Raw genomic sequence first — 12,919 nt, 5'->3', positions numbered from 1 at the left:
CGCACGCTATGGACTCTCGTCTTTCCGCCGGTTTGCTCGGCAGCAGTGGCACCACCACGCTAGACAGCGGCGCTTTCAACGACCTCAACCGCTTGCAGCAATTCAAGGTTGGCGGTGACAGCGAAAAGAACATCAAGAAAGTGGCTCAGGAATTTGAGTCACTGTTCCTGAATGAAATGCTCAAAGCCATGCGCTCTGCTAACGAAGTGTTCGCTGAAGGCAACTTCATGAACAGCAACGAGAGCAAAACCTACCAAGACATGCACGACCAACAATTGTCGGTGACCATGTCCAACCACCAGAACGGTATCGGTCTGGCCGACGTGCTGGTGCGACAGATGTCGAAAATCAAGGATGCCAGCAGTCGTCCCAACCCCTTTGCTCAGGTTGATGAGCCAGTGCCGAGTGCCCCGACTAAGCCAATGGCTCAGGTTGAGAGCAACCGTGATGACAGTTCGCTGCTCAACCAGCGGCGCCTGTCTCTGCCAGGTAAGCTGACTGACCGCTTACTGGCCGGCATCGTGCCGTCAGCAGTGGCCACCGATGGCCAGCCGTTGGCGCAGAACGACTGGATTCCTGCCAAAACCTTTGCTGCACCGGCCGATACCGCGCTGGGTTTGAATGGTATGGACGCCATTACCGGTCGGCGGATTGCGCAGCCGCCTCTGGCACCGGGTAAAGCCGCGTTTGGTTCGAAGGATGAGTTTATTGCCGCCATGTTGCCGATGGCCGAGAAGGCCGCTGACAAGATTGGCGTCGATCCGCGCTACCTGGTGGCTCAGGCCGCACTGGAAACCGGCTGGGGCAAGTCAATCATCCGTCAACAGGATGGCAGCAGCAGCCACAACCTGTTCGGCATCAAAACCCATAACACCTGGGAAGGCGACTCGGCGCGTGTACTGACCACCGAGTTCAAGGGCGGTAAGGCTGTTAAAGAGGCCGCCTCCTTTCGCGCCTATGAGTCTTACGCCCACAGTTTTGAGGATTATGTGAGTTTCCTGCAGGGCAATGGTCGTTACGAAAAAGCCCTGGCTACCACGGACAAACCTGAGCAGTTCGCCCGCGAATTGCAGAAGGCTGGCTATGCCACGGACCCGCAATACGCCCGCAAAATTGCTCAGATAGCGCGGCAGATGCAGACCTATCAAACAGTCGCGGCCGTCAGTACGCCGTCCACTAACGGATGATGAACCATGGCTGACTTACTCAATATTGGCCTGTCCGGGCTGTCGGCGAACAAAACCTCGCTGGCGGTTACCGGCCATAACATCGTCAACGTCAATACGCCGGGTTTCTCGCGCCAAGAGACCATTCAGGCCACGCGCATTCCGCAATTTAGTGGTGCCGGCTATATCGGCTCGGGCACCACGCTGGTCGATGTGCGGCGCATCTACAACGAGTTTCTCAATACTCAGGTACGCAGCAGCACGGCGCTTAACAGCGACACGCAGAGCTACTTGGGCCAGATTAATCAGCTCGACTCGCTGCTTGCGGGTAGCACTACTGGGGTAAACCCCGGGCTGCAGAAAGTATTCGCTGCGCTGCAGACCGCTGCCGAAGATCCAGCCAATATTCCCGCGCGGCAGCTGGCGTTATCCGAAGCCGAAGGCTTGGCCAAACGCTTCAACACCGTCTACGACCGCTTGTACGAGCAGAACTCGTTTATCAATAAGCAGATGTCGGCGGTTACTGATCAGATCAACCAGTTAGCTGGGTCGATTGCCGGATACAACGAGGCTATTGCCGTGGCCGCATCCAACGGCCAACAGCCTAATGACCTGCTTGATGCCCGCGAGGAAGCGGTGCGCAAGCTGTCGACCTTTATCGGTGTGACGGTCGTCACCCAGGATGACAGCAGCTACAACCTGTTTGTCGGCTCTGGTCAGCCCCTCGTGGTGGGTCGCCAGGCTTCTCGCCTAGAAGTGGTGCCGGGGCTGTCCGATCCGTTGCGCAGTGAAGTGCAGTTTGTCAGTGGCAATGCGCGTCAGGGCATTACCTCACTGATTTCCGGCGGTGAGATGGGCGGGTTGATTCGCTATCGCGAAGACGTGCTGGACACCGCGCTTAACTCGGTAGGGCGCTTGGCGCTGGCGGTCACCGATCAGGTCAATCGTCAATTGGGTCAAGGTTTGGACCTCAATGGCCAGTTTGGCAATGGCTTGTTCCGCGACCTCAATGACCCGCTGCTGATTGGCCAGCGCAGCTTGGCGCGTGTGGGTAACAGCGATACCACCGCCAACCTCAATGTGTTGATTGAAGACACCACCCAGCTGACCACCAGCGATTATGAGGTGGAGTTCACCAGTGCCACGGATTACACCGTGCGGCGCGTCAGTGACGGCACCAGCTTTGGTCCATTCGACATTACCGTGGTGCCGGCGGCGGAGTTCGACGGCGTCTCGCTGAATGTGGCCAGCGGTACCTTTGCCGCTGGCGACCGTTTTCGGGTCATGCCCACACGCAATGCCGGCGAGTATATCCGCGCCGATATGAAACGCCCGGAAGAGCTGGCCTTTGCCGCGCCGCTGAAATCGCAGACCAGCCCGGCGAATATTGGCACCGGGATGATCAGCCAGCCAACCCTGCTGACTGAAATCGACATCTATGACCCGGTTGCTCAGGCGAACCTGGAAACCAGTCTGCGCAATGCGCCGCCATTACGCATCGTCATGGGCGCAGGCGGTGGCGCCACTCAGGGTTATGACGTCGTCGATATCAACGGCAACGTCATCGATACCGGGGTGATTGTGCCTGGGCAGAACAACAAACTGACCATCACCGTACCCGCGACGGCTGGCCCGCCTGCAGTTCCGGTGCCCTTCGATTATGAAGTGGCCATCAGTGGCCGGCCACAGGGTGGCGACAATTTTTCGGTTTCCTTCAACACCAATGGGGTGTCTGATAACCGCAATGCCTTGAAGCTGATTGATCTGCAGAACCGTACGACTATTGGTATCAATCCCCTGGCTCCGGCGACTACGGGGTCAAGTTTTACCGATGCCTATGGCGACTTGGTGGAGCGGGTCGGCACCCTGACCAGCCAGGCGCGGGTCGATGGTGAGGCCACTGGGTCGATTCTCAAGCAGGCCACCAATAACCGCGATTCGGTATCGGCGGTCAACCTCGATGAAGAGGCGGCCAAACTGATTCAGTTCGAGCAATACTACCAGGCGTCGGCGCAGATCATTCAAGTTGCCCGCAGCCTGTTCGATACACTGATTAACACGTTCTGACGCGCCGTCTAGAACTTCGAGGTTAGTTTTATGGTGATGCGCATCTCTTCGATCCAGGCCTTCAATAATGGTGTCAGTGGCCTTGGGCGCAACTATGCCAACCTGATTCGCACTCAAGAGCAGATCAGCAGCGGTAACCGTATTCTTACCCCGGCCGACGATCCGGTCGCCTCGGTGCGCCTGCTGCAACTTGAACAGCAGCAAGCGGTATTGGGCCAGTACAAGGAAAACCTCACCGCGGCGAAGAACAGCCTGACCCAGGAAGAAACCACCGTGACTTCGGTGGTCAACGTGTTGCAGCGCATCCGCGAGCTGGCAGTGCAGGCAGGTGGTGGTGCGCTGTCAGGTGAAGACCGCAAATCGATCGCCAAAGAACTGAGTGAGCGTGAAGGCGAGTTGCTCAACCTGATGAACAGCCGCAACGCCCGTGGCGAATATTTGTTCAGTGGCTTTCTTGGCAAGACTGAGCCGTTTACGCGCAACCCGGATGGCACCTATTCCTACAAGGGGGATGAGGGGCAGCGTAGTCTGCAGGTCGCAGGCTCAAGCAACGTGGCGATCAACGACAACGGCAAGCGCCTATTTGAAGACGTCAGCAATGCTGACCGAGTTGTGAATGCGTTAGGCGTCAACAACCCAGCCTTACCGACACCGCCTTTGCCCGCGACTACTATCGCTGCATTACCGGCGGCTGATCAGCGCGTTTTTATGTCGCCTGGTTTGGTGCAGGACAATCAGACGTTCAACAGCAATTTCCGCACAGGAGAGCCTTACTCGCTGGCGTTTGTCAGTGGTAAGGAGTTTCGTATCTATGACAGCAGCGGGGCCGATGTAACCTCGGAAATACCGGGCGGCGGTGCGATAGACCCGCTGGCCAGTGGTGGTAACACCATCAACTTCCGCGGCATGCGCTTTCAGTTGGATGTGGTGTTGCAGCCTGGGGATAATGAGCTGGACTTGGATAACCTGCTGGCTAATACAGCCACTCCAGGGGCTCCTGGGCTCAATACCCATAGCTTCACGCTGCAATCTTCACCTACCGAGTTTGCGGTTAATCGCTCCTCGACCAACAACTCGACTGCAGTGGTTGCTCCGGCGGGTATCAGCAATCAGGCTGCTTTCGATAGCCAGTTTCCGACCTCTGGCATTGTGTTGCGCTTCACTGATGCCACCAATTATCAGGTGTTCTCACAACCTGTGGGGCCTGGTAGCCCTGCGATTGCTAGCGGTACGGCGGCAGGCCCTTATCCTTCGACTTTCAGTGTGTTCGGTGCCGACTTCACCCTGTCGGCACCCGCGGCTGCGGCCGGCGGCGACGAGTTCGGCGTGCAGCCGCAGTTTCAGGAGCAGCGCAGCATCCTCAACACCATCAGCCGCCTGCGTCAGGCGTTGGAGTCATCGCCGACTTCACCTGCGGGCAACTTGGGTGTACGCGATGAAGTAGCGATTGCCCTGACCAACCTGGATAACGGGCTGGGCAAAGTACTGGAGGTTCAAACCGAAATCGGCGCACGGCTGAACCTGATTGAGACCACTGAGATTGATAACGAGGATGTCACGCTGGTTAACAAGGCCGTGCAGGCTGATCTGCGTGAGCTGGATTACGCTGAAGCACTCTCGCGGCTCTCGTTCCAGACCATCATTCTCGAGGCTGCGCAGCAGAGCTATGTGAAGATTGCTGGGCTGAATTTGTTTAACCAGTTGCGTTAATAGGTGGTTTTATTGCTCTCGCAGTGGGGCAGTGCGGCATGTTCAATTTTGAAGGAATCGACGAAAACATGACCGATCAGGCACTGGCTTTTTCCACCAAGGCGGGAACGCTCGCACTGCTGGCTGGCCGTTTGCAAGGCGCTGTTGTATTGCCCCAGGTACTGTTTACCGTGGCGGATTGGCGACTGAATGCCGGAGCTTGTCTGGCGCGTTTGCATGAGGCGGGTTGGCCCCACATGGCCGTGCGCAGTAGCAGCGCTCGTGAGGATGGTGAGCAGGCCTCGGCAGCGGGTGAGTACGAGTCTTGTCTGAATGTCACTCACGATGAGGTCGAGGCCGCTGTCGAACGCGTGCTTGACTCCATGGGCGGTAAAGCCGCATGGCCGGATGATCAGTTTTTCGTGCAGCCGATGGTCACGGATGTGAGCCTTGCAGGTGTTGGCTTTGGGCTTGACCCAGCCACCCTGGCCCCCTATTTCGTGATTAATTACGATGAAAGTAGCGGCCTAACAGACAGCGTAACGTCGGGACGCTCCAACGAGCTCAAAACCTTTTACGCCCACCACTCTGCGACACAGGTTCCGTTGGACCTGGCCCCGGTGGTGGACGTGTTGCGAGAGTTGCAGAGCCTGTTTGGTCGGCAGGCCATCGACATCGAATTTGCCATGGATAAGCAGGGGCGGTTGTTCCTGCTCCAGGTTCGCCCCTTGGTGCTGACAGGCGAGCCGACAGATGCGCAAAGCCATGCCAAGCTGGTTCGTTTGATTCATGAGCGCATCGCCCAGGGGATTCGGCCGCAGCCTTTTTTGCATGGCGAGCGAACGGTGTTCGGCGTGATGCCGGATTGGAACCCCGCAGAGATTATTGGTGTGCGCCCTCGGCCATTGGCCTTGTCGCTGTATCGCGAGCTGGTCACCGATATGATTTGGGCCTACCAGCGCAATAATTACGGTTATCGCAACCTTCGCAGTTTCCCGTTAATGCTGCACTTCCATGGCTTGCCGTATATCGATGTGCGCGTCAGTTTCAACTCGTTCATCCCCCGCGATATTGAAGGGGCGCTAGCTGACAAGCTGGTCAATTATTACATTGAGCGCTTGCTGGCTGCGCCGAACCTGCATGACAAGATCGAGTTTGAAATCGTTTTCTCCTGCTACACATTGGACTTGCCACAACGTTTGCAAGCCTTGCAGAACGAAGGGTTTACTGAGGCAGAATGCGAGCGGTTGGCAGACAGTCTGCGCAATCTGACCAATCGTATCGTGCACAATGAAACGGGGTTGTGGCGTACGGATCGGCAAAAGCTCGATGTTCTATTGGCGCGTCGTGATGAAATACTGGGTGCGGACACCGACCCGGTCACCCGCATCTATTGGTTGCTGGAAGATTGTCGCCGCTACGGCACTCTGCCGTTTGCAGGCTTGGCACGCGCCGGATTCATTGCGGTGCAATTGCTGCGCTCGCTGGTCACTGTCGGTGTGCTCAATCAAGTCGAGTACGATGCTTTTCTCAGTGGTTTGTCCACTGTCAGCGGGCAGATGACACAGGATTTTGAGCAGCTCAATCGCACGACCTTTCTCGCTCGTTACGGGCACTTGCGTCCCGGAACCTACGACATCCTATCGCCGCGCTATGACGAAGCCCCTGACTTGTATTTTGACTGGCAGCGCATGGCTGTTGAGCCTCGCCCCGATGAGGCGCGTTTTGCCCTGTCATTGGCGCAAATGCGTGAGATCAGCCGGCTGCTAAGCGAGCATGGGTTGTCTCATGATGTGGTGGGCTTGTTCGATTTTCTTCAAGCAGGCATCGAGTTGCGTGAGTACGCCAAGTTCGTCTTCACCCGCAACCTGTCGGATGCGCTCACGCTATTTCGCGAATTGGGCCAAGACCTGGGCTTTAGTGCTGATGACATGTCTTACGCCAATATCCAAGTTATCAAAGAGCTGCATGCCGCTAGCGCCGACCCTAAAGAGTTAATTGCGGCCAGTATCGAGGAAGGGCGCCGGCGCTATGCCGAGACTTGCCAGATTGTTCTACCGCCGCTGATTACTCGGGCGGAGGATGCACTCTGTTTCCACATGCCCCAGACCGAGCCAAATTTTATTACTCAGCGTCAGATCACGGCTGCCGTAGTGGACTACCAGCAGCGTGATCGGTTGCAAGGGGCCATTGTGGTTATTCCCAGTGCCGACCCTGGATTCGATTGGATTTTTTCTCACCGCATAGCGGGCTTTATCACGGCGTACGGTGGAGCCAATTCACATATGGCTATTCGCGCCAACGAACTGGGTTTGCCGGCGGTGATCGGCGCCGGTGAGGTGCTCTATCGGAAGTGGGCGGCAGCGCAGATGCTCAGCATCGATTGTGCGAATCGTCGAGTTGAGGTGCTGCGGTGAAGACGGTGCTGGTCAGTCAGCGGGTCGACGTTTTGCCTGATCGAGGCGAGCGCCGCGATGCGCTCGATCAGCGCCTGTTGGATTGGCTGGCTGCGAGTGACCTGCTGCCTGTGCCTGTACCTAATAACCTCGAGAGATTAGCGGCGCTATGGGCGCATCTGCGTCCCTGTGCTGTGATTCTTTCTGGCGGGAATGATTTGGCTAACTACGGCGGAGATGCTCCCGAGCGTGATGCCGTGGAGCGTGCTTTATTGGCCCGTGCGCTGGCTGAGCAGATTCCGCTTTTCGCGCTATGCCGTGGCGCGCAACTGGTGCTGGATGCGTTCGGCATTCCCCTAGAACGCGTGACAGGACATGTAGGTAACCGTCATCAGGTGTCGATTAATGGCCGTACTTTTTCGGTCAATAGCTATCACCAGTGGGGGTGCCGAGAGCTCCGCGCACCCCTGCAGGTGCTGGCGCGGAGTGATGACGGTGTGGTCGAGGCTTTCACCCACGAACATCTGCCAATCATGGGAATAATGTGGCACCCGGAGCGAGAGATGCCTTTTGCCGAGCTGGACAAAACACTTCTTGCGCAATGTCTGAATAAGGAATGAGTTGTTAATGACACGTGCCATCATTCTCGCGGCAGGCCGCGGCAGCCGTATGGGCGAATTGACTACCCTCGAACCCAAATGCTTTGCTCGTCTGCATGGTCGACGCTTGCTGGATTGGCAGCTAACGGCGTTGCGTGGGGCAGGTATCGAGCAACTGGCTGTGGTGCGTGGTTACCGCGCTGAGTGCTTCGTTGAGCCGTTAACTTATTTTGAAAACCCGCGCTGGCAGCAGAGCAATATGGTGCGGACATTATTGGCCGCCGATAGCTGGCTGGCGGCGGAAGATTGCATCGTCAGTTACAGCGACATTTTTTACAGTGCGGCAACCGTTTCTGGGTTAGCGGCTGCCAAGCAAGATCTGGCGATAGCTTACGACCCACACTGGCACGCGCTGTGGTCTCAACGCTTTGACGATCCTCTTGCTGACGCCGAAAGCTTTCGTCTGGATAGCGCCGGCTATTTGGCTACTATCGGTGAGCGCTGCAGCAATGTAGCCGAGATCGAAGGGCAGTATATGGGCCTGCTGAAGTTCACCCCAACGGGCTGGGCGCAAGTGCGCGAGCTGTTGGCCGGTTACAGTGAAGCAGAGGTGGATCGGTTGGATATGACCACGCTGTTACGTCTTGGCTTGCAGGCCGATTGGCAAATTGCGGTGTCGCCCGTTCAAGGAGTATGGGGCGAAGTGGATGCGGCAGATGATTTGGCGCTCTATCACCGGCTATTTTCTGTGGCTGACCTGACTCATTAAGCTTTGGAGCGCTCACCATGCCTTTGTGTTTCCCCCGGCAAACAGTTCTTACGATTCTGAGCCGCTTTCCTCGTCCCGCTGACACGCTGGAGCAAAAGGCCCGCGAGTATTTACAGGCGATAAGTGCTCAAGAGGCGGACGCTTTATGGGAGCAGTTATGCATGAGGGTATTGCTGAGTCCCGTTTATTTGGAGGCGCTCTGGCCTGATGTCTGTGCCCAGCATCCAAACATGCAGCAGCTTGTGAAAGGTCTGCGTGAGCAGCTATGGGTGCCCGCCACTATGGCTCAGGTAGAAACCAGCAGCGCGCAATGGGTATTAGAGCAGGGGGATGCGGATCAGCCAGATACTCTGATGCATCAGCTGCTGAGCTATCTGAGTAGTGCCAACCCTGTCGGTGATTCATCGTTCGGGTTCTTGGCGCGTTACTACACGTGGCGTGATCTGGTGGTGACGCAGCTGGTGGCACCGCAACGCACCGAACTGCTCGATCGAGTATTTAGTTTATTGGACATGCAGAACAAACACTGGGGGAAACCCTACTGCGGGGGCTATGCCTATCAAGGTTATGCCCGCATCGGTCTGGCCGGTGTCAAACCGACCGAAGTACGTTTGCAGGCCTATGGCTTCACCTCGTGGCTGAAACCCGCCATGAGTGTCTTGGAAATCGGTTGTAACAACGGCTTTATGGCTATCGAGCTGGCCCGTCATGCGGGCTCAGTTGATGCTGTGGAGTACAACCCCTTTCTGGTCGAGATTGGTCGCATCACCGCAGAGGCGCTTGACCAGCGCAACGTTCACTTTGAGGTTGCAGACTTCAGCAGTTGGGCGCCTCTCAAACGCTATGACGTTGTGCTTTCCTTCGCCAATCACTGCACGATCGACGGTAATCTGTCTGTCGAGTTTGAAAGCTTTGTGGCCAAGCTTTGGCACCTTACTAATGAAGATGGCTGGTTGTTTTTCGAAAGCCACAATGTGTTCGGTCCAGGTGCTGGGACGGCAGGGGACGATGGCGATCTCGATCATAAGTTCGACATTATGGAGCGCTACTTTGAGCTGGTAGACAGCAAGATGACCAAGGCATTCGTGCCCAGTCAGGATGTCGATAAATTGTTTGTCGTGTTGCGTCGCCGCTCTCAGGTGTTGCCTGCTGTCCAGCGGCGGATGAACCTCCATGAGGCTCGCAAGCACTATAGCTATCAAGGCCAACCCTTTACCTGAGCCGCTATCGAGGTGGGCGTCTTTGCTGCTGCATCAGTTCTCGGGCAGGCTTAGCAAAGCCAAATGCTTGAGTAGCGGATGGATGACGTAATAGGTATTGCCGTCCTCCCGCTGCTGGTGCATGAGCACATCCAGTTTGCCGCTGGCCTGATAGCGACGTAGTACCTGCAACAGCAGGTCGGCGCGAATCGCCGTGTCATAACGTCGGTCTATGTCGGTACCCATGGGCGGTGCCGGATAGTGTTTTCGCGCCAGTACTGGGCCCGTATCAATGTGGGTGTCGAGGAGTATTGCGCTGGCGGCACAGGTGCGTTCCTCCAGCAGGCTGTAGTAGACCGTAGTACTGCCCCGATACTCTGGAAGCCAGCCGCTGTGTATGTGCAGCAGTGGGATACCCAGTTCGATTAGTGGGGCCTTTACGATGTGGCCACCATAGCCGGAAAAAATCACCAGGCGCGGGGCAAGGTCACGTACGGCCTCAAGAACCTCTGTTGCATTGATGTCACGGGTCGCGAGGTAAGTGCTGGGCACGCCGGTGTCGGCCAGGGTTTTGCTCAGGGGAATGCTCAGGTCCGGGAGCAGAACTCCCGACACGATCTTTGCCGGGGCGGGTGGTCCGGCTTCACTGGGCGGTGCCTCGCCAAGCACGAGGGCATGGGACGGCATCAGCTCATGCGCGGCAAGCGTTTGCACATAGGCTTGGCTGCGTGCGCTGTGGGCCGCAATTAGCACTACATCGTTTAGGTATGTCATTGAGTTATTTCTACCGCCACGGCTGCAGCAACGTCGGTCACCCACTTATGTTCGGCGTGGATTAGCCACGCCAAATGCGCGCTTTGTTCCGGGCACAGGCGTTCCTTGATGGATATTAAGGTGTCCAGGCTCTTCAGCATGCCATTGAGGAAGGGCAGCGAATTTGGCTGTGCGGCGTAGTGCAGGCATAGCGAGGCGAACTGCAGGTAAAGCTCCAGCTCTTCATATCCACTGTCGAGCACGGCTCTGAAGTCGCTGTTGTAGCTGCGATAGAGACGTTTGCTGACTTCGAAACGTTGCAGCAGGCGCTCGGCAGTGCGTCTGTTCTGCAGATTGTCGGGTGCCTCAGTAAGCAAACCAGCGAGCAGTGCTGCAGTGTGGAAGCCATTCGTTATGGCAAGGTCGGGGAGGGGTAAACCGAGGGGCTGCGGCTCTGGGAGGCAGGTCAGTGCTGCCTGCCGGCTGGCGAGCCAAGCAGGAAAGAATGCTGCACCGTGATACTCGCTATAGAAATAGGTGTTGCGCTCTTCCAGGCGGTCGCCTTGGCTGTAGGGATAGCTGACGCTGCTCATGCCGATTCTTGTGCCTGCTCAATAATATGACGTGCCAGTGCGCTGACGTCGCCTGGCTGGCTGGTGTCAATTTCCAAGTCAGCAGCCGTTGGCGCTGGAAAGGCAATATCCACGCCCACCATATCGTTCATTTCGCCGGCCAGGGCCTTGCGATAAAGGCCTTTGGTGTCGCGTTCCAATAGCGTCTGCATCGGCGGGTTAAGGTACACCTCAAAATAACGTTGGAACTGTTCCCGGTTGCGTGCGCGCAGGTCGGGGAAGATCGACAAGATGCTGCACACCACATTGATATTCTGGGCGTCGAGCCAGGCGCAAAGCTCGAAAATACGCTCGGCATTGAGCCGCCGCCCGGCCATGCTGTAATCGGCTGCTTGGGTGTCTTGGCGAAATATTCGCCGCACCTCGTCACCGTCAACCAAGACAGTGTTGGGCGCGCTGGTTTTCCACTGACTGACTATTTCTTTGCCTAGGGTGGTTTTACCGGAGCCCGATAGGCCGATCAGCCAGATGACCATTAGGCTCTTCCTGCTAGTGAGCGTGCAGCGTTGGCAATAGCCAGGGCAGCAACCTGGCCGGCGTAACCATAAAATGGGGCGAAGTAGTACTGACTGAGGCTGGCGCGCACGCTGCGCTGGGCCGTCCATAAGGCTTCGTCATCGAGCATCTCCTCTAGCCTTCCGGCCTGCTGCGCAGTGAGGTGTGGCATGTACTTGCGTAACCAGATGTCGGAGGAGTCTTCACCCATTAACGGGTCGCTCTCGGCGTTAGGCAGGTCTAGAAGCAGTACATTACGGTCGGTATAGATACCGCCGAAAGCTGAGCCACCGTAGTCACAGAGCAGGAAGTCGGCCAGCTGGAACAACTCGACGTTATCGATGTGCTCACGAATCACACAGTTGAAACGCTCGAGCTCGCGCATGCGTGCAGGCTCGTCGGTTAGGGTGATGGGGTGTGGCTTGACGATCACGTTGTAGTGCGTTTGCAGTCGGGCAATGGCGACTGCGAACAGCTCGATTGAGCTCAGCGTGCTCCAGGTAGGTAGCCACACTACCGTCTTGCGCGACGGATCGAGCTTGAGCGCGGTCAGGCTCGCAATGCGATCGAGTGGTTGGTTGAAGAAGCGGTCAAAGCGCGGGTAACCCATCTGGACTTTTAGCGTGTTCCGGCAGAACTCCAGATGTTCGGCCTGGTAGGGGCCAAAACACAGGATGCTGTCGTACTGCTGATTCCACGGTTGAAAGTTCCAGCCTGCCTTGCCATTGGCATACATGAACCTCAGGTTGCAGCGGCCGATAGATTTGGGCAGGTAAGGGGAGTCGGCGCCGCGCAGATAGTGTTGTGGAAAGCTGGAGACCAGTGTGTTGTAGCGCTCCTTGCGTGCCAGCAGCTCACGGGCATCACGCCAAGGTAAATTCCGCCGTTCGCTGGCTGCTATGACCGTATCAATATCTTGCTGGGTTTTGCCGGTGACCGCGATTTCCACACTGCCCGCTGGCAGGTGCTGCCAAACAGCGTGGTAGTGATTAAACATCTCAGGGTTATGAATCAAAAAACCAATACGATCGAGTTCGCTCGCCATGCCGTCCAATCCTGGCAATTACTGTTGGCTCATGTTACTGGAAATCCGCTGGCCGTTAAGGTGTTCTTCCGTGACGCTGCAAATCAGGCTTGCTACCCTCATCCATTCA

11 protein-coding genes are annotated in these 12,919 nt (G+C 56.8%); 7 read left to right on the top strand and 4 right to left on the bottom strand.

All coding sequences use genetic code 11. From position 1 onward, the window contains the following. The first annotated feature begins 8 nt into the window (after nt 1-8). The 7 genes from flgJ to D8779_RS00830 are packed head-to-tail and all read left to right on the top strand — an operon-like array spanning nt 9 to nt 9,906. Nucleotides 9-1,187, top strand: a complete 1,179-nt coding sequence (gene flgJ / locus D8779_RS00860) for a flagellar assembly peptidoglycan hydrolase FlgJ (protein WP_136662585.1) — start codon at nt 9-11, stop codon at nt 1,185-1,187. Nucleotides 1,188-1,193: 6 nt separating this feature from the next. Next, the gene (gene flgK, locus D8779_RS00855) at nt 1,194-3,233 is read left to right on the top strand and encodes a flagellar hook-associated protein FlgK (protein ID WP_136662584.1); all 2,040 of its coding nucleotides are present in this window, start codon (nt 1,194-1,196) and stop codon (nt 3,231-3,233) included. 30 nt (nt 3,234-3,263) lie between these two features. Further along, nucleotides 3,264-4,943 carry a flagellar hook-associated protein 3 gene (locus tag D8779_RS00850; protein WP_136662583.1) on the top strand — a complete coding sequence of 560 codons (1,680 nt, stop codon included), beginning with the start codon at nt 3,264-3,266 and terminating at the stop codon, nt 4,941-4,943. A gap of 38 nt (nt 4,944-4,981) precedes the next feature. Then, complete coding sequence (locus D8779_RS00845) at nt 4,982-7,339, top strand: PEP/pyruvate-binding domain-containing protein (protein ID WP_240789657.1); 2,358 nt, start codon at nt 4,982-4,984, stop codon at nt 7,337-7,339. Next, nucleotides 7,336-7,938, top strand: coding sequence for a gamma-glutamyl-gamma-aminobutyrate hydrolase family protein (locus D8779_RS00840; protein ID WP_136662582.1), 603 nt, complete (start codon nt 7,336-7,338; stop codon nt 7,936-7,938). The genes D8779_RS00845 and D8779_RS00840 overlap by 4 nt, the downstream gene beginning before the upstream one ends. Nucleotides 7,939-7,945: 7 nt before the next feature. Then, nucleotides 7,946-8,686: a phosphocholine cytidylyltransferase family protein gene (locus tag D8779_RS00835; protein ID WP_136662581.1), complete on the top strand. Its 741-nt coding sequence runs from the start codon at nt 7,946-7,948 to the stop codon at nt 8,684-8,686. 17 nt (nt 8,687-8,703) lie between these two features. Next, the gene (locus tag D8779_RS00830; protein WP_136662580.1) at nt 8,704-9,906 is read left to right on the top strand and encodes a class I SAM-dependent methyltransferase; all 1,203 of its coding nucleotides are present in this window, start codon (nt 8,704-8,706) and stop codon (nt 9,904-9,906) included. 33 nt (nt 9,907-9,939) lie between these two features. On the opposite strand, the gene D8779_RS00825 is transcribed toward D8779_RS00830, so the two are convergent. The 4 genes from D8779_RS00825 to D8779_RS00810 are packed head-to-tail and all read right to left on the bottom strand — an operon-like array spanning nt 9,940 to nt 12,810. Beyond that, nucleotides 9,940-10,659: a formyltransferase family protein gene (locus D8779_RS00825; RefSeq protein WP_136662579.1), complete on the bottom strand. Its 720-nt coding sequence runs from the start codon at nt 10,657-10,659 to the stop codon at nt 9,940-9,942. Then, complete coding sequence (locus D8779_RS00820; RefSeq protein ID WP_136662578.1) at nt 10,656-11,231, bottom strand: hypothetical protein; 576 nt, start codon at nt 11,229-11,231, stop codon at nt 10,656-10,658. Before D8779_RS00820 ends, D8779_RS00825 begins: the two co-directional genes overlap by 4 nt. Further along, the gene (locus D8779_RS00815; protein ID WP_136662577.1) at nt 11,228-11,746 is read right to left on the bottom strand and encodes an adenylyl-sulfate kinase; all 519 of its coding nucleotides are present in this window, start codon (nt 11,744-11,746) and stop codon (nt 11,228-11,230) included. Before D8779_RS00815 ends, D8779_RS00820 begins: the two co-directional genes overlap by 4 nt. Then, nucleotides 11,746-12,810 carry a CDP-glycerol glycerophosphotransferase family protein gene (locus tag D8779_RS00810; RefSeq protein WP_136662576.1) on the bottom strand — a complete coding sequence of 355 codons (1,065 nt, stop codon included), beginning with the start codon at nt 12,808-12,810 and terminating at the stop codon, nt 11,746-11,748. The genes D8779_RS00815 and D8779_RS00810 overlap by 1 nt, the downstream gene beginning before the upstream one ends. Nucleotides 12,811-12,919: the final 109 nt, after the last annotated feature.

It is taken from the genome of Pseudomonas leptonychotis (assembly GCF_004920405.1).
Classification (GTDB): domain Bacteria; phylum Pseudomonadota; class Gammaproteobacteria; order Pseudomonadales; family Pseudomonadaceae; genus Aquipseudomonas; species Aquipseudomonas leptonychotis.
This window is presented reverse-complemented; position numbering and strand designations above follow the sequence as displayed.